This is a genomic window from Bordetella sp. FB-8 (assembly GCF_000382185.1).
In the GTDB taxonomy this organism is placed as follows: domain Bacteria; phylum Pseudomonadota; class Gammaproteobacteria; order Burkholderiales; family Burkholderiaceae_B; genus Bordetella.
In genome coordinates this window covers 3,100,205-3,119,084 of sequence record NZ_KB907784.1, presented here as the reverse complement: position 1 = coordinate 3,119,084, position 18,880 = coordinate 3,100,205, and the positions used below count along the sequence as shown (strand labels likewise).

Below are 18,880 nucleotides of genomic sequence, written 5' to 3'. Positions count from 1 at the left end.
ATGAAAGCGATAATTCTGGCCGGCGGTCTTGGCACGCGCTTAAGCGAGGAGACCTTGCTCAAGCCCAAACCCATGGTTGAAATCGGAGGAATGCCCATCTTGTGGCATATCCTCAAGATCTACTCGCACCACGGCATCAACGATTTCATCATCTGCTGCGGGTACAAGAGCTACATCATCAAAGAGTACTTCGCGAATTACTTTCTGCACATGTCGGATGTGACGTTCGACATGCGCAACAACGAAATGATCGTGCATCAGAAGCGCGTCGAACCCTGGAAAGTGACGCTCGTCGACACCGGCGAAAACTCGATGACTGGCGGGCGCCTGCGGCGGGTTTCCCATCTGGTGCGGGACGACGAGGCATTCTGCTTTACCTATGGCGACGGCGTTACCGATCTGGACATTTCGGCCACCATTGACTTTCACAAAGGGCACGGAAAATCCGCGACGGTGGTGGGCGTCCATCCCCCTGGGCGTTTTGGCGCGCTGGAGATCGCCAACAATCGCGTCGTGAGTTTCAAGGAAAAACCCCAGGGCGACGGCGCCATGATCAATGGCGGATTTTTCGTGCTTTCGCCCAGGGTCCTGGCGTTGCTTCGCGACGACGCCACCATCTGGGAGCAGGAGCCCATGCAGCAGTTGACCGGCACCGGCGAACTCATGTGCTTCGAGCACAACGGCTTTTGGCAGCCCATGGATACCCTGCGCGACAAGACCTTGTTGGAGAACCTGTGGAACAGCGGCCAGGCTCCCTGGAAAAAATGGAATTGAGCAAGCGGCAGATCGACCCGAACTTCTGGAAGGGGCGGCGGGTACTTCTGACCGGCCATACCGGATTCAAGGGCTCGTGGCTATCCCTCTGGCTGCAGGCCATGGGGGCCAACGTGCATGGACTGGCCCTGCCTCCCCCGACGCATCCGTCGCTGTTCGAGACGATCGATGCCGCGCACGGCATGACCAGCCGCATCGGCGACATTCGCGACTATCAGACCGTGGCCAGCGCGATGTCGGAAGCCGAGCCGGAGATTGTGCTGCACATGGCTGCGCAACCCCTGGTGCGTCTCTCGTACGGACAGCCTGTAGACACATACGCGACCAATGTCATGGGGACTGTCCACGTGCTGGAGGCTGCGCGCCACCAACCCTCGGTGCGCGCCATCGTCAACGTCACGACGGACAAATGCTACGAAAACAGGGAATGGGTCTGGGGCTACCGGGAGAACGAACCCATGGGAGGCGCAGACCCCTACAGCAGCAGCAAAGGGTGTGCCGAACTGGTCAGCGGCGCCTACCGGTCCTCCTTTTTCAACCCTGCAGATTATGGCAAGCGACACCGCGTGGCGTTGGCCACTGCCAGAGCCGGCAATGTGATCGGCGGTGGAGACTGGGCCGCGGACCGGCTCATTCCCGACATTTTGCGCGCTTTCGAAGCCGGGCAAAGTGTTGCGATCCGCAATCCGCTGGCAACGCGCCCGTGGCAGCACGTGCTCGAACCCCTGAGCGGATATCTGCTCCTGGCGCAAGACCTGCACACCCACGGAGCGGCTCTGGCCGAACCGTTCAACTTCGGACCGGACGAGAGCGACGTCCGGCCGGTGCAATGGATCGTCGAACGAATGGTGCAGAGATGGAACGGGCCCGCTGCCTGGCATACCGACCACGACGCGCATCCCCATGAAGCCGGCTACTTGAAGCTCGACTGCGCCAAAGCAAAATCGAAACTGCGCTGGCAACCCCGCTGGTCGCTGGATCAGGCGCTGACCCACGTCGTGCACTGGCACCAAGCCTGGCTGTCGCGGCACGATACGCGCGAGCTTTGTCTACAGCAAATCAGCAGCTATACGAACGCATAATGACCCAAGAAGACCCCATCACGTTGCAGACTCGCACACCCGATGCCATCCGGGCGCAGATTGCCGAATTGGTGCAGGCGTATGCCGATCTGGTCTACACGCCCAAGCCCTTCAAGCCCGGCGAAACGTCCGTGCCCGTATCGGGCAAAGTCCTGGGCGCCGCGGAATTGAAAAATATGGTCGAAGCCAGCCTGGACGGCTGGTTGACCACGGGGCGCTTCAACGCCCGGTTCGAGCAGCGCCTGGCCGAGTACGTCGGGGTCAGATACGCATTGACCGTCAACTCTGGCTCATCGGCCAATCTCGTGGCTTTTTCCACCCTGACCTCGCCCAAGCTCGGCGCGCGGGCCATCCAGAAAGGCGACGAAGTCATCGGGGTAGCGGCGGGTTTTCCCACCACCGTCAACCCCATACTCCAATTCGGCGCTGTGCCGGTGCTGGTGGACGTCGACCTGGCCACCCACAACATCGATGCCACGAGGATCGAAGCGGCCATCACGCCAAAAACCAAGGCCATTATGCTGGCGCACTCGCTTGGCAACCCCTTCAATCTGGATGTCGTCACGGCGCTGTGCAGGAAATACGGGCTGTGGCTGGTCGAAGACTGCTGCGACGCCCTGGGGGCCACCTATAAAGAGCAAAAGGTCGGAACCTTCGGCGATCTGGCCACGCTCAGCTTCTACCCCGCGCATCACATCACCATGGGCGAAGGCGGCGCTGTGCTCACCAACAGCCTCGAACTCAAGCAGATCGCGGAGTCGTTCCGCGACTGGGGCCGAGACTGCTACTGCGCCCCGGGGAAGGACAATACCTGCGGCAAGCGCTTTTGCTGGAAACTGGGCGATATGCCGGAAGGCTACGACCACAAATACACCTACAGCCACCTGGGCTACAACCTCAAGATTTCCGACATGCAGGCCGCATGCGCGCTGGCGCAGATGGACCGGCTCGACGGGTTCATCGAGGCCCGACGCGCGAACTTCGCCTACTTGAAGGATCGCCTCAAGCGCTGCGAGGAATTCCTGCACCTGCCCCAGGCCACGCCGCACTCCGCCCCTTCATGGTTCGGCTTTCCAGTCATCCTGAAGGAAACGGCAAACGCCAGGCGCGTCGACCTGTTGAGCTACCTGGATCAATACAAAATCGGCACACGGCTGCTCTTTGCTGGAAATTTGACGCGACAACCCTATATGGAAGGCAAGACCTTCCGCGTCAGCGGCGATCTGACCAATACGGATATCGTCATGAACCAGACGTTCTGGCTGGGCGTGTTCCCGGGCCTGGACCGCGAAATGCTCGATTTCGTCGTCGATCGCTTGGAAACTTTCTTTGGCGTCAATTTCTAACGGATACCTGATCGGGAAGTGTTTTTTGTGAAAGAGAAGTTTGATTTCATGAGCATGGGCAGAGATAGGATCGCTCGGCAATGTGTTTGCTGCGGCGGCGACGAACTCGCGCGCCTGCCGGCGGTCCTGATGCCATTCGTCGCCTACCGGGCATTCGGATGGCAGGCCCAGAAAATAGACGAATCCTGGGGCTTGAGGACCATTGAATCCGGATATGCCTACCCGCTCTGCAACTCGCTGCACTGCCAGGATTGCGGCCTTTTATTTCTCGACATCCGGTTTTCGGAATCGGAACTCGCCTCGCTATACGATGATTACCGCAAAGAGTCGTACAACGAAATGCGCGAGCGCTTCGAGCCAGGATATCTGGAGCGCGCCAGGCAATTAAGTATTCCCATCAGTTATAGGCCAAGAGTCGAGGAATTCCTTAAGCCATATATCAAACGGCCGTTATCCATACTGGACTGGGGCGGCGATACGGGCCGCAATACCCCTTTCAACGATCAGGCCGATGTTTTCGATATCTACGACATCAGCGGCGCGGCCCCGACCACGGCCCGAGCCAGATGCGTGAACAAAAGCCAGGCCCAGGCCAACACGTATTCGCTCGTGATCTGCAGCCACGTGCTGGAACACACGCCCTATCCGTCCGACATATTGAATGACATCAAGCCGGTGATGGGCACGGATTCCATCCTCTACATAGAGGTGCCGCTGGAGCACGTTGTGCGCGACAACGAAAGCAATTTTCTCGAAAGAAAGCGGTATTGGCACGAGCACGTGAATTTCTATTCGAAAGAATCTCTCATACGTCTGATCAGGAACATAGGCATGACACCGCTGGCTATAGGCGAAATACCGTATTCCACCGAGTCGGAAAAACCGGATGTTTATCAGGTGATATGCAAATTGAACGATGAGACCAGCCTGAAATCAGGCAGTCAAAGGATATAAAAATGAGCGGAATTTCCAATAAAGATCGAGAAATCTTCGAGAACCTTTTCGTTCTCGAGCTTGCCAACAATCATTGGGGCAAGCTCGACCGCGGCCTGAAGATCATCATGGACCACGGCACGGTCGCTCGCTACAACAACGTCAAGGCTGCCATCAAGCTGCAGTTCCGGGACGTCGACGAATTCATTCACCCTGAATTCAAGGGCGATACGGCGCTGCGCTATATCAAGAAAACCGAAGACACCAAGCTCAGCAAGGAAGACTTTACCCGCATGGTGGAGAAGATCAGGTCCATAGGCTGCATCCCCATGGCGACGCCGTTCGACGAGGCCTCGGTCGATTTGTGCATCGACTTCGACATGCCAATCATCAAGATCGCCAGCTCTGACATGAACGACTGGATGCTGATCGAGAAAATCGCATCCACACGCCGCCCCACCATTGCCTCGACCGGCGGCGCCTCGGAAAAGGACCTCGACGATCTCGTTAAGTTTTTCGAAAAACGCAATATCCCGCTCGCAATCAACCATTGCGTATCCCTGTACCCCAGCGAGGATGACGAGCTTTGTCTCGATCAGATCGATTATTTGCGTCAGCGCTACCCCAACCACGTCGTCGGCCTCTCCACGCACGAGTATCACGACTGGTCCTCGTCCATGCTGATCTCGTACGGCAAAGGCGCGCGCACCTGGGAACGCCACATCGACATCGAATATGAAGGCGTTCCGGTTTCCAGCTATTGCTCCCTGCCGGAACAATGCGACACCTGGTTCAAAGCCTTCCACAAAGCCCGGGAAATGTGCGGAGGCGTCGGCAAGAGCCGGCGCATCATCACCCGCAAGGAAACCGAGTACCTGGATGCCCTGGTGCGCGGCGCCTATGCCCGCAAGAACCTGGAACCCGGCTACGTCTTCAGCAAAGAGGCTTTCGAAAGAGACTTTTACCTGGCCATCCCGCTGCACAAGGGGCAATTGTCCTGCCGCGAAGTCATGAATGGAGAGAAACTGCTGCAGCCCATCAAGGCAAACGAACGCCTGACCATCGACCATATCGATGGTCCGTACAGCGAAAACTCGACGCTCAAAAACCTCATCCAGAACCGTGGGCTTTGAACCTGCATGAAACGCGTTTCCGAGCAAATCGCCCAGTGGCTGGTCGATCAAGGCATAACCCAGGTTTTCGCGGTCACCGGCGGCGGGGCCATGTTCCTGAACCAGGCGCTGGGCGGGCACGAAGGGCTGCGCTGCACCTACATGCACCACGAGCAGGCCTGCGCCATGGCGGCCGAAGGCTATGCCAGGATCACGGGCAAGCCCGCGGTCGTCATGGTGACCACCGGGCCGGGCCCCATCAATGCGCTGAACGGCGTCTATGGCGCTTTTACTGACTCGATTCCCATGATTGTCCTGTCGGGCCAGATCAAGCGGGAAACCTGCCTGGACTTTAATGACCTGCCCGGCCTGCGCCAACTCGGCGACCAGGAAGGCCCCACCATCGCCATGGCGAGCCATGTCTGCAAATATGCCCGGGTCGTCCGGTCGGAAACGGACCTGGAAACCATGCTGCCCGAGGCCTACACGCAGGCGGTGTCCGGTCGCCCGGGCCCCGTCTGGCTGGACATTCCGCTGGACGTGCAGCAGTCGACCGCCGCGCTCGTCATCCCCGCGGCGACAGCGCGCCGGCCCGAGCCCAAGTCGGACGACGCGCTGCGCCAGGCCTGCAGGCAGATCGTCGCCAGGCTGCAAACCTCGCATCGGCCCGTGATACTCGGGGGCACCGGCGTGAGGCTGGCGAACGTGGAGCAGCGCCTGCTCGCACTGATCGAAAGGCTGGGCGTCCCGCTTGCCACCGCGTGGACACACGACTTGATCGCTTCGGACCACCCTCTGTTTGCCGGCCGCCCCGGCACGATAGGCACGCGGGCAGGAAATATGTGCGTGCAAGCCGCCGACCTCGTCCTTGTGCTGGGTTCGAGGCTCAATATCCGCCAGGTCAGCTACAACTGGGATGCTTTCGCCAAAAACGCCTGGCTGGCCCAGGTGGACGTGGACCCGGCCGAGCTGAGCAAGCCCACCGTCAAGCCGGACCTGGGCGTGGAAGCCGATTTGTCGAACTTCCTGGACGCCTTGGAAGACGAATTGTCCGGCGCCAGGGTTCCCTCTTTCGAGCCCTGGGCTGCCTGGTGCCGGAAAATAGGCGCCACCTACGGCGCCGCCGCAGAACACCGGCAAAAAGCCGATGCCCCGCTGAACCCCTATGTCATGGTGGACCGTATATTCCAGAACATGCGAGGCGACGATATCGTGGTCTGCGGCAACGCATCAGCCTGCATCCTGCCGTTCCAGGTAGGCCGCCTAAAGCAGGGCCAGCGCCTTTTCAGCAATTCGGGCGCCGCCTCGATGGGGCACGATCTACCTGCGGCCCTGGGGGCCGCGACCGCAGCCCGAGCCGAAGGGCATGGCCGCCGCGTCATCTGCTTCGCGGGTGACGGCAGCCTGCAGATGAATATCCAGGAACTTCAGACGCTGAAGACCACGGGCCTGAACGTCATCCTGGTCATTCTCAACAACAAGGGCTACCTGTCCATCTGGCAGACTCATGAGAATTTCTTCGGCCGCATTGTCGGCGCGACGCCGGCATCCGGCGTGGAGTTCCCCGATTACAACGCGGTCGCGCAAGCCTACGGGCTGCGCGCGGAAACGATAGCGGCGCAAACCGACCTGCCTCGCCTGGATCAACTGCTGCAAACCGACGGCCCGCTGGTGATCGACCTGCATGTGGACCCGCGCCAGGAATTCTCACCCAAACTCAAATCGCGGGTAGATGAAAACGGCAAGTTCGTCACCCCGGAACTCGACGACATGTTCCCCTTCCTGGATCAAGCGGAAATTGGCCGCATTCGCCAGGAAGCGGCGGACATCCGGGCTATCGCGCACATATAGACTGGCAAAAAAGGCAACTCCATGAAAGACACCGGCACCGCATTGAGCAAGATCTCTGGCGAATTCACGCAGCGCACCGCCAGCGAGGTCGAAAAAATCGACCGCCTGCTCGAATTGAACATGGCCATGCTGCCCCAGTACGGCATGCAATGGAATTCGCATAGCCAGAACGTGACCTCGCGGCAAGTGCTCAGCCGAGTTCTTTACTACAACGATCTCTATCAAAAAATCGTCAATGTCCCGGGAGTCATTTGCGAATTCGGCGTGCAGTACGGCGCTACGCTGGCCCGCCTGATCAACCTGCGCGGCATCTACGAGCCGTATAACCACAGCCGCAAGATTTTCGGTTTCGATACGTTCGACGGCTTTTCGCAAGTGGACGCCAAGGACGGCCCGAACTCCAAGGTCGGCGACTACGCCGTTCCCAAGAACTACGAAGAAACGCTCGAGGAAATACTCAGCATCCACGAGTCGCTATCCCCCATTTCCCATATCAAAAAATTCGAACTGATAAAGGGCGATGCGTCGAAGACCATAGATCCATGGCTGCAGAACAATACCCATGCGGTCGTGGCAATGGCGATCTTCGACATGGATGTGTACAAGCCCACCAAGGATGTGCTGGAAAAAATCATCCCAAGGCTGACCAAAGGATCATTGCTGGTCTTTGACGAGCTCAATTCCCCCGTCTTCCCCGGCGAAACGATAGCGATTAACGAGGTTCTGGGCTTGAACAACATTTCCCTGAGACGGCACCCGCATCAGCCCTATTGCGCCTGGGCCGTTTTCGGGGAATGAACCATGTCCATTCCAGTAACGATCGCCCTGCTCACCTATAACCGCTCCAACTATTTGAAGGAAGCGATAGAGGGAGTGCTCAGCCAGACTTACCGGAATTTCGAGTTTCTCATTCTCGACAACGGCAGCACCGACGACACGCCCGATGTCGTCCTGGGCATCACGGACGAGCGCATACGCTACGTCAGGAACCCACCGGGGTACACAGCGCCATTCAACGGCGCTTCGGCGATCAAGATTGCCCGGGGCGAGCGAGTCATCGCCACCCATGATGACGACGTCATGATGCCGACCATGCTGGAAAAGCAGATGGCGCTCATGGATGCGCATCCCGGCATGACCGCGGTATGGACCAACGTCTGCACGATCGACAAAGACGGCGCGGTCATGAGTCCTTATCTCACCCCGCTGGGGCCGGACAGGATTTATGAGCGTGGCGAATACATCGTCAGGTATCCTGCCGAACTGCTGTGGCCTTTGCCCAGCACCTTGATCTTCTGCCGCAAGAAGCTTTCCGCGTCGCTGATCGACTCGATCTACTACGGAAGCATCCAGGGCGGCAAAGCGCCAAAATCGCATGGCGGCCTGGACATTCTCATTCCATCCCTGCTCAATACGCGCGGCTCTATTGGATTCCTGAATGAGCCGCTGCTGAAATATCGCCTGCATGGGCCGCAAGACTCCCATCAGACCAATATTTCGCTGGATCCGCTCAATACCTATTCCACACTGTACAGGCTGTCTCGGAAAATTCCGCAGACCAAGACTGCCACGCCTTTCTTGAGGAATTTTTCCCTACGCTACAAGGCGCAGCACGTCGTCATCAACACGCCGAAGCCCACGCTGGCCAAAAGCAAAATATCGAGCCTGGAAAAAGAATTCATCCTGGCGACGCAGGATCATGACGCTCCGGCAAACGCCATCCAACCGCTTCTACCGCTGAGCATTTTTCTCTCCCAGGCCGGGCGCAAGGCCCCTGTTATTCTCGACACCTACAAGGTGCCGGACAAGGATCAGCCACGTGTCGTGCAAAGCCTGTTCCAATGGATAGGACGAAGAAAGCGCAGCGAGAATCTGTTCCGGGACTTCGGCGGCAAAAGAATCGCGATACTCGGTAGCGCATTGATCTCGGCCATGCTGATCAATGAAGCGCGTGAAGCGGGTATACCCGTAGCCTACTGTCTTGATTCGAATATCCGGCGCCAAGGCCAGACCATGCTCGGCGTTCCGATTTATCCGCCCTCGCACCTGGGCACGGCACAAGCCCAAGTCGATTGCGTGATTCTCAGTTCGGAAAGAGAACACGACAAATATCTCGTCGAAATGATAAGAAAGATAAATGGCAAAGTAGAGGCCATCTCTTGGAAAGACCTGACACAAAGCGCATGAACGCGCTATTGCTGACCGGAGGAACCGGTTTTTTTGGAAAATCCCTGCTGAGGCATTGGATAGAGGAAGCGCGCCGAGGCAACCGCCCTCCCGCCGTTACGGTGCTCAGCCGCGACCCCTCGGCTTTCCTCGGCCGACATCCCGAGTTTTCGAAACAGGAATGGCTACACTTTCACGAGGGCGATATTCTGCAGCCGTCAACCCTGCCGGCCTATTTGGGCTATACGCATATCCTGCACGGCGCCGCCGATTCCACATTCGGGCCCAGGCTGACGCCTCTGGAACGCTATGTCCAGATCATGGACGGCACCCGCAACATGCTCGACTATGCGGTTGCCCACCGCATACCGCGTTTTCTTCTGACCAGCTCCGGCAGCGTCTATGGCCCGCAGCCACCGGATATGCGGACCATGCCGGAGGATTACAACGGCATGCCGAATCCTCTCGATCCCCAGCAGGCCTATAGCGTTGCCAAGCGCTGCGCGGAACATCTCTGCGTCCTTTACCAGGACGCCCACGGCGTCGAAACGGTCATTGCGCGCTGCTTCGCCTTCGTAGGCCAAGACCTGCCTCTGGACGCCCACTTCGCCATCGGCAACTTCATCCGCGACGCGATGCATGCGCCCGAAATTACGGTCAATGGGGATGGAACCCCCGTGCGGTCCTACATGGATCAACGAGACCTGGCCTGCTGGCTGCTTGCGCTGCTCTCCCGTGGGCAGGCAGGCCAGGCCTACAACATAGGCTCGGATACGGCCATTACCATCCAGGAACTCGCCGTGCTGGTCCGCGACACGCTGGCTCCCTCCAAACCCATACAGGTCATGGGCAAGCCCGATAGCCGGAATATCTTTCGCAACCGCTATATTCCATCGATTGCCAGAGCTCGCACCGAACTCGGACTGGATCTTCGCTATCTGCTGACTGAATCTATCAAAGAATCGGTCCGCCATCTATCTGCCCAGGACTGAGCATGCCCTTGCGACACATCGTCTTCGATCTGGACGGCACGCTGATCGACTCGGCTCCGGCGATCCTGGGCACATTGGCGTCGATCTTGGAGCAAGCAGGCCTAGAACCCGTTCGGCCCTTGACCCAGGACATCATCGGCCCGCCTTTGGCGGAAATCGTCGCGTCCCTTGTCCCTGTGGAAAAAGCGGCGCTGATCCCCGTGTTGATCGCGGCATTCAAGAATCAATACGACGGACACGGATACAAGGAAACGCTGTCCTATCCCGGCGTCAGCATCATGCTGGAATCATTGGTGAAAATGAATTTCTCGCTGTTCATCGCGACCAATAAGCGCATATATCCGACTCGCCTGATCGTGAATCATCTGGAATGGGACGGTCTATTCTCGGGGGCCTATGCCCTGGACTCGTTCGATCCCCCGTTCACGGGGAAAGCCGGTCTATTGAGCCGATTACGCAATCAACTCGGTCTGGATAAATCATCCTCGATCTACGTAGGCGATCGCCCTGAAGACGCCGCCGCGGCCGCGCATGCCGATCTCCCTTTCATTCAGGCAGCTTGGGGATATGGCAGCGGATGGGGAAAAATTCGCCTGGACACGCCTTGGCAGTTGATTGAAGAAATTAAGCCGATATAAATTCAAAGTGAAAGCACCATGAACTTTTTAAGAGAAGAACAGTATAAGAATCTCTTGTTGCAAATGCGCGACCCGGACCGTCGTTCGTGGATTCTCCTGAACCCGACGTCGATCGGCGATACGACAATTGTCTGCGCATTCGCGCAAGCCTTCGTCGAGCAGCATGGCCATGAGATAACATTGGTCATTCCACCCGATCATGTAGCCGTTGCACAGATGTATGCGAACCGCTTCCTGAGAGTCCATACGGCGGAACGCAATCTGATGATGCAGATCGCCAATAATTTTCTGGACCCGACGCGCTTCGAAATCGATGTGCCGATCTGCGCGCATCCCTATGATCTAGGTGACTGCCGGATGGATAATTTGATGTATTTGTATAAATACCCGGGGCGCGGAGGCATGACTCTAACTGACATCTTTCGCCACTTGCTTCGACTGCCGTGGGAAGCCAAACTCGAGCGCCCTAATGTGCCCGCAGAGTGGGATGCCGAAGCAGAGCAGATCGCACAAAAAATCGGAATGCCCAAGGGCGAGTCCGTCATACTATTCCCAGCCAATAGTTCGGAACATCCTCAATTTCCTGATATTTTCTGGGAAACAGTTGCTGCTCGCCTGACTCGACGAGGATTCAAAGTATTTTGCAACATGCGGGGAGGAAATTTCCGCCCAAAGATAATGCCTATCATTGGCACGACTCCGATTGAAGTCTATATGCATCAGGCGTTGTCGCTTGTCAATTATGCCGGTCGTACAATATGCAGCGTAAACGGTATGCAGTTTCTGCAGCTCTTGGGTGGCCGCTTTGCACAGATGAGTGTCGCCATGCCACTTACCAAGACGGGCGCTAATCATCATCAGAATGGCCGGCAATATCATTCGACTGGATTTATGAATCAGTATATGTGCCCTGAACTCCTATGCGACGTGACATTTTCGGAATTCAGCGTGCCGTTCGACGGAACCGATCAGGAGCTGTCAGAGGTGGCAATGGCTATTGCGGACGACAACTTCGATCATCCTAATTGCATGAAGCGGATGGGTGAAAGCGGACAAATTTATATAGAAGAACAAAATAGCTGGCTCCGCAAGCTAGTCACACCATTGTCGAGAGCCATCAATTAATGCCATTGCAGTGTGTCTAATAATATATCGTAGACATTTATGTTGATATCCGCCTTTCCTATAGTCATATCATGATCAGTTCAGCCAGAAGATTTTATGAAACGTTCGGATATATTGTTTTCCGGAATGCTTTTGATAAAAGCCTACTACCTGAATTAATAAAAGCTTATGACGATGTCGTCGCTACGCATTCCAGACGCGCCGACATGCCCATTGAAAACCCGGCCTCTCTATTCGGTGCAGTTATCAGTGGTGCCGAACAATCCCAGCCTTTGCTTACCTTTATACAGAACTCCAGAATTCTGCCTCTAGTCGAGGAAATCCTTGGCGAGGATGCGCTTTTTTGGGGGTCGGATTTCTCGATATTCCGACGTGGCTCGGATTTTCATCGCGATATGCTTGGTGATTTCAAGTTTCTAAAAGTCTGCATTTACCTACAAGACTCGACGGAACAGGATGGTGGTCAGTTTGTATGCATTCCTGGCACCCATCACTATGGCGATTCATTTACACGGCTATCTGCACAAGGACTTCGATGGCCCAAAAATGGAGCTGGTTATGAACCAGCGATGACTGGAGAAATTGATCTCTCCACGAATGATTCATTGCCAGCACTTCCAACAGTTAAAATTGATATCGCAGTTGGCGATATCATTTTCTTCGATCAAGCCCTCGTTCATGCTGTTCCAGCGTCGAATCGATTGCGTAGGCAGCTTGCTCTAAACTTCTTCGAAGGAGAAAAATCATTTAATGCGCGAACTAGAGTATCTAGTGAATTTTCAGAATTGAGCTATGAACAGCGATTGGCAGCATACCGGATTGCAAACTATATCTGCTCATCCTCGTTGGGGCGTGAAGTACCGATTAATTACCATCAAACGCTTTTTGATATGAAAATCGAGCGCCTAGTCAAGCACTTATATGTGACCTCGCGCGAGCAACTTCTTGCTGCAAATGCCAATGTAATAAAAGGAAACCGCGACATAGCTCTTCGCCTTATTACAGGCCTATAGTTCTCCAGCCAGCCGAAAAATGAGCATATCCAAGGCTTCCGAAATAAAAAATTTCCATGACTACTCATCCATCCATCCACTCTGGCATCTTGGCCGATATATTCGGCGAGCCGGGCTACAGCACTGCATTCTCGGTCAATGCGGCCGAACTGGACTTTCTGCGCAGTGTCATTTGCGCTCAATGGATCTCGCGAATCGAAGAAAAGCATCCCGAATATGCAAATCAGTTTCGAGAAAACGGAATAGATCAATACCATCGGCTATCGCATCTGGTATCGCATGATGATTTATGGACGAAAAACAATCGGGTATTATCCAAGCAGGCAGTCTCGGACCTGGGCACCTTCGATTTCTCACGCCGCATCAAAGAGGCATTCGGCGAAAGTTGCAAAATCTCTAATGTGTTTTTTTTTGATGGCACGGCCATTCCTGATCATCCCGAACTGACCTGGCGATTGGTACGCCCCGGGGTCACAACGGATATAGGCGGTATTCATGCAGACAAATGGTTCCACGATATCCACGGCAAAGATGAAAAGCTGTTTGCCGATGATGAAGTGACCATCAAGATGTGGCTAGCTATTTATACCGAGCCAGGACTGAACGGCCTGTGCGTGGTGCCGGGATCGCATCGGAAGTCTTGGCAGATCAAGCAAAAAGTCTTGGCAGATGGTTATCCGCGGCCATCCCTGGACGAGCCACTGGATGGTTATGAGAAAAAACTAGCGGCACTTCAGCCTGGACAGGCCATTCTCTTTAATGAAAATCTATTGCATAGTGGTGCGCTTAACAATGGAGTGTCTTGCCGCGTCAGCCTTGAAACCACTCTCGTCATAAAACGCGCGGCCATCGGATTGTGACTTCTCTCTACGGGGACACCGTCAGCAGGCTTCCCGGTATCCAATCCAAATAAGGCTTCTCCGGCCAAACGAAAAAGGCATCCAGTGGCGTCTTGGCGATCAATCTATAACCCATATTCGTCAAATATCGCACGATGTTATTTTCCATAAGCTGGTAGAGTGAGCAGTTTTTTGTTTCCACCGCAATGACACCTGGACACATTGTTGCCAGATCGGCACCAGCCAAGACTTTCAAGTCTTCTCCCTCGACATCCACAGCCAGCAAATGAATCTCATGCGTTGGTAGATAAATATCGCGCAACTGGCGTAAAGTCGATGTCCGCCTCCTCTCGACCTGTACCTCGCTCCGGTTAAAACGTGCCGCATAGCGTCCACTGGTTTCCGGGTCGATTGAACTCATGGTGTGATCTGGAAAAATCAGAAAATCCACATCCCTTTCAGCATCCGAGACCAGACCTTCAACAAAAATATCGTCCGGGCGCACCTGCGCCCAGGCAGAGGAAAAAGAAGCATTTCCGTCCACGGCCAGCCCTCGCCACCCCTTCTGATAAAACGCATAAGTGCTGCTAATGTAGATCGGATGATTCGCTCCGATATCTATGTATGTGCCTCGCTTAACATTTCTCAATAAAGAAGCAAGAATAAGATCGCTTCCCTCCAGCGCGTAGGAACTTGAATGCCAGTCCGATAGTGCGGACTCATCGCCAGTCGTCGGTGTCTTATGCATACACAATCCTATTAAAATCTGGGTCGAATTCAACCGGCCGCATTTTCCGATAACGAGGCAACCAATCGCGAATAGTCATCACCCAAACCTTTAATCACGCTAGACCATGCCTGCTGATTTTCAACCGATAGCGGCGGCATTGAAAAATCGCGCTGTGCTTCCGACCAACTGGCTATCGTACCGATATCTCGGTGATAAATATCATTCATATATGTCGAGATGCGGCCGATATAGTGCGGTATGACTTCGGTGCTGAAATCCACGACCTCTTTGCCAAGCGATGCCATGTAGTCGATGATTTCAGGCTCTATCAGGTAGACCGCGGCGTTGGCCAGATTGCCAGGAGGATTGGGTGCTTTTTCATGAAAGGCATGCACCACACAGGTGCTGTCGATCTCGACAATGCCACATGAAGACGGCACAGCCGCCCGGAATAGCATCATGGTTAACGCTGTACCCGCAGGACGTCTTTGGTGAGCCGAGAGAAAATCACGGCAATCGAAACGCGTCAGGTTATCTGCATGTGCCAATAGAATAGGCTGGCCATCAAAGAAGGCCCGGTTTTCTAACAACGTACCACCAGTGCCCAGCAAACACTCTTCATGAACCAGTTTTACGCGGCCGTGCCAAGTACTGCGCGCGAGATAATTCGCTACCAACGATGCGTGATGATGCGTGTTGATCAGCACTTCGTCGACGCCTTGCGAAAACAAGCGATCAATCCAGAAATCCAGCAAAGGCCGGCCATTGATTGGCACCAGGCATTTGGGCAGAAAATCGGTCAATGGTCTCAACCGGGTGCCTAGTCCAGCGCAAAGCAATAGCGCGCGCATAATCAGTCCGCCAGTTCGCGCATTATGTCCTTCAGAGAGAGCGGAGTATTTCCAACCCTCCCGACCTGGCATGCGGCGGCAACGGAGCCCAAATACATGCTTTGCCAGATATCAGCGCCAACTGCGAGCGCCATGGCACAGCAAGTCAGAAGGCTATCCCCTGCACCTGCTGGATCCTTCGGTGCCATATTGAAAGCCGGCAGGCGATCCGTATGCCAGGTATCGCGTGCCAGCGAATGCACGAGCATGCCTTCGGCGCCAAGCGTCATAAGAACATTTTTCGCACCCGACTTCCTGAGCAGTTTCTCCGCCAGGATCACCAAGCCCGACTCAAAATCACCGACGGCAAGACGCGCTTCTCGTTCGGTCGGAGTCAACAACATCATGCCACTGAACCGCGATACATCGCCCACCTGGGAAGAAGACTGGCTGTCGGCCACCATCATGATGTTTTTATGAACGCACAGCTTGGTCACCTCATCGACGAGGGCCTGCGGCAAGCAGCCGTAATTGAAATCCGAAAAAATCAGCAAATCGATGTCGCTCAGCACATCCTTGACGAAGGCCAGCAACTTTTCCACGAGCTCCTTGCTAATGGCATGCTGACGCAGATGACTCACGCGCAGCAAGGTTTTTCCGCTTGCACGCAGGCGCTGTTTGAGCGTCGTCGGCCGACTATCATCCAAGAGCAGCGTGGTCTTGACTCTATACTGCTCCAACCGTGTCCTGGCATAGGTAGCGGCGTCATCATTGCCTGCCACCGTGAAATACCGGACTTCCGCTCCCAGACTGCTGGCATGGGCAGCGACAATACCGGCACCGCCGATGAAGCGCTCCGTCTGTATTGGCGTAACCACCAAAGTGGGGTCTTCCTGTGACATGCCGATCGGATCGCAATTGACATAGTCATCGACGATAAGGTCGCCCAACACGGCAACCCGCAGGCCGGAGAATTTCTGCATACAGGCATAAATGTCTGCCTTACGAAAGCCATGGCGTTCAGGAAAATCCTGGGGCAGCACTATGGAAGAGAAATTCGGCGCAGCCATCTCGCGCTTGAGCAGATCAATCGACGAAAAGCTCATTTCTCCCGAGCCGAAGAGCATTTTCCCGCCGTAGCTGTCGATCACTACCTGTTCGGGATTGTGCTGCGACTCATGCTCTCGCCCTTTGACCACGATGGGCGGCTGCAGCAACTTGATAAATGCCTCTGCCGGCAGCATCAACCTGAAGCAATAGTCGATCAGACCGATGGAGCGCACGCTTTCGAAGCGAAGCTCCTGAGGAACCATAATCCCTTCTGCCTCATCGCTGCTGATACCAACGACCAGGAAATCTCCGCACTCAGCCGCGAACTGCAATAAGCGCAAATGGCCAGGGTGGATAATATTGAAATTGCCTGCTACAAAAACGATACGCTTCCCGTCGCCGGCAAGTCGGCGGATTTCGTCGGCTTGGCGCTTCATTTCTGAAACCGGACTCATGCGGCTGCTCCCAAGCCACCATCAATTTCGATCAACGGTCTGCCCACTCGCTGGTGTTCCATGTCGTCCAGCGCCTCATTGATCTGGCTCAAAGCATAGCGGTGCGTCAACAGCTTTTCCAGCGGAAGCCTACCTTCCAGATAGAGTTTGGCAAACAGCGGAATATCGCGGTCGGGGTTGCTGCCCCCCCCCCAACTACCGCGAATTTGCTTGCCGCAAATCAACTCATAGGGGTCGATGGAGATGCGAGAACCATGTGCCGGATGGGATGCAAATACACAAACCCCTCCGCCGCGCCTGATGGAAGCGAAGGCCTGTTCAATCACCGAGACTTGCCCCGATGCTTCGATGGCGTAATCGACTCCCATCCCCTGGGTCAATGCTTTAAGCGCCGCCACGGGATCGCTGCTTTTTGCGTTAATGATATCCGTGGCGCCGAAGGAGCGGGACAGCGCAAGCTTCTCGTCGGACACATCGACAGCGATGACCCTGGCACAGTCAAATAGCATAGTCGCTATCAGAGCACTCATGCCTATGCCGCCCAATCCGAATATCGCAACAGTACTCCCAGTATCGGGCTTGAGATCGTTGGTCACGATGCCGGCACCAGTCGGGACTGCGCAACCGAACAGGACGGCAATATCTAAAGGAATGCCTGCAGGCAACAGGACTACGCGATTTTCCGACACCAGGGCGTACTCGTTGAATGTCGTGACGCCGCCAGCGTTGATTGTTTGTCCAAGGCATCCGCATTCATAGCGAACGCTACCGCCGTCAAGACCATTGCCCTTGATCCACCCAAGCACCACCAAATCGCCAGGAGAGACCTTGGTGACGCCTTCGCCGACCGCAATGACCTTGCCAGATCCTTCATGACCCAATAGGTGCGGCAGGTAAGCATCGGGACCACGCAAGCCGCGCACTTCCATTAATTGGCTATGGCAAACGCCGCTATAGGCCAGCTTGACCAGCACTTGCCCACGTTTTGGAGGTGCGAGCGCAATATCCGAAACGATCTCCAGCGGCTGCTCGGTTCGCGTCAATACGGCCGCCGTCATCTGCAATGGTTGGGGCTCCGGACTCACCAGGGCATCTCCGTCTTGGTACTCATGAACACGCCGCCTTCTTTGTAGGAAATAGGCATGTCCGCAAGCGTGGCGACACGTTGCCATCCGAGCTTCTGAGCAAAAATGTTGACATCGGTGTCATCCATTTTCTCGAAAATAGAGCGCGCGTTTTCCGGGGAGCCGATTTCGACAAAGGCGTCGACTTTGCGCCAATCATCCGGAGATATCGCATTCAAGATCACCGCTTCATGTCCTTCAGCATCGATTTTCATCAACTCGACACGCCGCACGATGTTCCTGACATCGACCACATCCACATCGAATTTTTCGAGTTCGCCGTAGGGATTCGCTTTAGCGCCGGCCAAATGGCTGCTGGTGGTATTGCCCAACACTCGCACGAATTGCATAGTGCCGACATGATCCGATACGGCAGCCTTATGGACGGTCGCATCGGCGACGCTGTTCAAGCCGAGATTGCGGATAAGTTTGGTGCAATGAGCAGGATCAGGTTCATAAGCCTCGACCTGAAAACCCGACTTTGTCAACAGAATCGTATGCAGCCCCATGTTGGCGCCAATATCGGCCGCACGTCGATAGCGGTTTTTGTTGCGGTAATAGAACGCAAACATCAACAACTCGTCCAGACCAAACAAGTCGATCGAATCGATGGCCCCCATTTTTTCATAAGGTAGCGTCAATGCACCAAATTCGGCCATCAATATTGCCTGGCTCGCTTCGAAGGTTGGCTTCGCCTCATGGAACGCTTCTTTGACGATGGCATCGACAAAACGGTAGAACGGGGTGCCTCGGGCATGCTGCGACGAGTTGGCGGCGAGGAACTCCAATAGCGAACCTAAGCGGTCTAATAACATATCGA

At 55.4% G+C, this 18,880-nt stretch carries 18 protein-coding genes; 13 read left to right on the top strand and 5 right to left on the bottom strand.

Going from position 1 to position 18,880, the window contains the following annotated elements:
* The 13 genes from rfbF (at position 1) to H143_RS0114820 (ending at position 13,892) form a co-directional block, all read left to right on the top strand.
* Positions 1-774 (top strand): glucose-1-phosphate cytidylyltransferase, encoded by a 774-nt coding sequence (rfbF, locus tag H143_RS0114885; protein ID WP_019939055.1) that lies wholly within the window; start codon positions 1-3, stop codon positions 772-774.
* On the top strand, positions 765-1,856 hold the full coding sequence (rfbG, locus tag H143_RS0114880) for a CDP-glucose 4,6-dehydratase (protein ID WP_019939054.1): 1,092 nt from the start codon (positions 765-767) through the stop codon (positions 1,854-1,856). The genes rfbF and rfbG overlap by 10 nt, the downstream gene beginning before the upstream one ends.
* The gene (gene rfbH, locus H143_RS0114875; protein ID WP_019939053.1) at positions 1,856-3,202 is read left to right on the top strand and encodes a lipopolysaccharide biosynthesis protein RfbH; all 1,347 of its coding nucleotides are present in this window, start codon (positions 1,856-1,858) and stop codon (positions 3,200-3,202) included. Before rfbG ends, rfbH begins: the two co-directional genes overlap by 1 nt.
* Before the next feature lie 27 nt (positions 3,203-3,229).
* A complete protein-coding gene (locus H143_RS20825) occupies positions 3,230-4,156 on the top strand; it encodes a class I SAM-dependent methyltransferase (protein ID WP_155803407.1) in 927 nt (308 codons plus the stop codon).
* 2 nt (positions 4,157-4,158) lie between these two features.
* Entirely contained in the window at positions 4,159-5,268 is a 1,110-nt protein-coding gene (locus H143_RS0114865; protein ID WP_019939051.1) for an N-acetylneuraminate synthase family protein, read from the top strand.
* 6 nt (positions 5,269-5,274) lie between these two features.
* Complete coding sequence (locus H143_RS0114860; RefSeq protein WP_019939050.1) at positions 5,275-7,098, top strand: thiamine pyrophosphate-binding protein; 1,824 nt, start codon at positions 5,275-5,277, stop codon at positions 7,096-7,098.
* Positions 7,099-7,119: 21 nt separating this feature from the next.
* Complete coding sequence (locus H143_RS0114855) at positions 7,120-7,896, top strand: TylF/MycF/NovP-related O-methyltransferase (protein ID WP_019939049.1); 777 nt, start codon at positions 7,120-7,122, stop codon at positions 7,894-7,896.
* Between the two features lie 3 nt (positions 7,897-7,899).
* Positions 7,900-9,285 (top strand): glycosyltransferase, encoded by a 1,386-nt coding sequence (locus H143_RS0114850; RefSeq protein WP_019939048.1) that lies wholly within the window; start codon positions 7,900-7,902, stop codon positions 9,283-9,285.
* Positions 9,282-10,256, top strand: coding sequence for an NAD(P)-dependent oxidoreductase (locus H143_RS0114845; protein WP_019939047.1), 975 nt, complete (start codon positions 9,282-9,284; stop codon positions 10,254-10,256). The genes H143_RS0114850 and H143_RS0114845 overlap by 4 nt, the downstream gene beginning before the upstream one ends.
* 2 nt (positions 10,257-10,258) lie before the next feature.
* A complete protein-coding gene (locus tag H143_RS20820) occupies positions 10,259-10,894 on the top strand; it encodes an HAD family hydrolase (protein WP_019939046.1) in 636 nt (211 codons plus the stop codon).
* Positions 10,895-10,912: 18 nt separating this feature from the next.
* The gene (locus H143_RS0114835; RefSeq protein WP_019939045.1) at positions 10,913-12,019 is read left to right on the top strand and encodes a hypothetical protein; all 1,107 of its coding nucleotides are present in this window, start codon (positions 10,913-10,915) and stop codon (positions 12,017-12,019) included.
* A gap of 71 nt (positions 12,020-12,090) precedes the next feature.
* Entirely contained in the window at positions 12,091-13,032 is a 942-nt protein-coding gene (locus tag H143_RS22150) for a phytanoyl-CoA dioxygenase family protein (protein WP_081627063.1), read from the top strand.
* 56 nt (positions 13,033-13,088) lie between these two features.
* Complete coding sequence (locus H143_RS0114820; protein ID WP_155803406.1) at positions 13,089-13,892, top strand: phytanoyl-CoA dioxygenase family protein; 804 nt, start codon at positions 13,089-13,091, stop codon at positions 13,890-13,892.
* A gap of 7 nt (positions 13,893-13,899) precedes the next feature.
* Here H143_RS0114820 and H143_RS0114815 read toward each other — a convergent pair whose 3' ends face one another.
* From H143_RS0114815 to H143_RS0114795, 5 genes are read right to left on the bottom strand one after another with little or no spacing between them, the layout of a single operon-like run.
* Positions 13,900-14,619: an FkbM family methyltransferase gene (locus H143_RS0114815; protein ID WP_019939041.1), complete on the bottom strand. Its 720-nt coding sequence runs from the start codon at positions 14,617-14,619 to the stop codon at positions 13,900-13,902.
* 29 nt (positions 14,620-14,648) lie between these two features.
* On the bottom strand, positions 14,649-15,452 hold the full coding sequence (locus H143_RS0114810) for a nucleotidyltransferase family protein (protein ID WP_026350090.1): 804 nt from the start codon (positions 15,450-15,452) through the stop codon (positions 14,649-14,651).
* A 2-nt stretch (positions 15,453-15,454) separates the two neighbouring features.
* Positions 15,455-16,936, bottom strand: coding sequence for a PfkB family carbohydrate kinase (locus H143_RS0114805; protein WP_196801316.1), 1,482 nt, complete (start codon positions 16,934-16,936; stop codon positions 15,455-15,457).
* On the bottom strand, positions 16,933-18,021 hold the full coding sequence (locus H143_RS0114800) for a zinc-binding dehydrogenase (RefSeq protein ID WP_196801315.1): 1,089 nt from the start codon (positions 18,019-18,021) through the stop codon (positions 16,933-16,935). Before H143_RS0114800 ends, H143_RS0114805 begins: the two co-directional genes overlap by 4 nt.
* A complete protein-coding gene (locus H143_RS0114795; protein ID WP_155803405.1) occupies positions 18,018-18,875 on the bottom strand; it encodes an FkbM family methyltransferase in 858 nt (285 codons plus the stop codon). The genes H143_RS0114800 and H143_RS0114795 overlap by 4 nt, the downstream gene beginning before the upstream one ends.
* Positions 18,876-18,880 lie beyond the last annotated feature (5 nt).

Bases quoted from the DNA above. Each gene is read 5' to 3' on its own strand.
- rfbF (WP_019939055.1), top strand. From the start codon at position 1: ATGAAAGCGATAATTCTGGCCGGCGGTCTTGGCACGCGCTTAAGCGAG.
- rfbG (WP_019939054.1), top strand. From the start codon at position 765: ATGGAATTGAGCAAGCGGCAGATCGACCCGAACTTCTGGAAGGGGCGG.
- rfbH (WP_019939053.1), top strand. From the start codon at position 1,856: ATGACCCAAGAAGACCCCATCACGTTGCAGACTCGCACACCCGATGCC.
- H143_RS0114865 (WP_019939051.1), top strand. From the start codon at position 4,159: ATGAGCGGAATTTCCAATAAAGATCGAGAAATCTTCGAGAACCTTTTC.
- H143_RS0114860 (WP_019939050.1), top strand. From the start codon at position 5,275: ATGAAACGCGTTTCCGAGCAAATCGCCCAGTGGCTGGTCGATCAAGGC.
- H143_RS0114855 (WP_019939049.1), top strand. From the start codon at position 7,120: ATGAAAGACACCGGCACCGCATTGAGCAAGATCTCTGGCGAATTCACG.
- H143_RS0114850 (WP_019939048.1), top strand. From the start codon at position 7,900: ATGTCCATTCCAGTAACGATCGCCCTGCTCACCTATAACCGCTCCAAC.
- H143_RS0114845 (WP_019939047.1), top strand. From the start codon at position 9,282: ATGAACGCGCTATTGCTGACCGGAGGAACCGGTTTTTTTGGAAAATCC.
- H143_RS20820 (WP_019939046.1), top strand. From the start codon at position 10,259: ATGCCCTTGCGACACATCGTCTTCGATCTGGACGGCACGCTGATCGAC.
- H143_RS0114835 (WP_019939045.1), top strand. From the start codon at position 10,913: ATGAACTTTTTAAGAGAAGAACAGTATAAGAATCTCTTGTTGCAAATG.
- H143_RS22150 (WP_081627063.1), top strand. From the start codon at position 12,091: ATGATCAGTTCAGCCAGAAGATTTTATGAAACGTTCGGATATATTGTT.
- H143_RS0114820 (WP_155803406.1), top strand. From the start codon at position 13,089: ATGACTACTCATCCATCCATCCACTCTGGCATCTTGGCCGATATATTC.
- H143_RS0114815 (WP_019939041.1), bottom strand. From the start codon at position 14,619: ATGCATAAGACACCGACGACTGGCGATGAGTCCGCACTATCGGACTGG.
- H143_RS0114810 (WP_026350090.1), bottom strand. From the start codon at position 15,452: ATGCGCGCGCTATTGCTTTGCGCTGGACTAGGCACCCGGTTGAGACCA.
- H143_RS0114805 (WP_196801316.1), bottom strand. From the start codon at position 16,936: ATGAGTCCGGTTTCAGAAATGAAGCGCCAAGCCGACGAAATCCGCCGA.
- H143_RS0114795 (WP_155803405.1), bottom strand. From the start codon at position 18,875: ATGTTATTAGACCGCTTAGGTTCGCTATTGGAGTTCCTCGCCGCCAAC.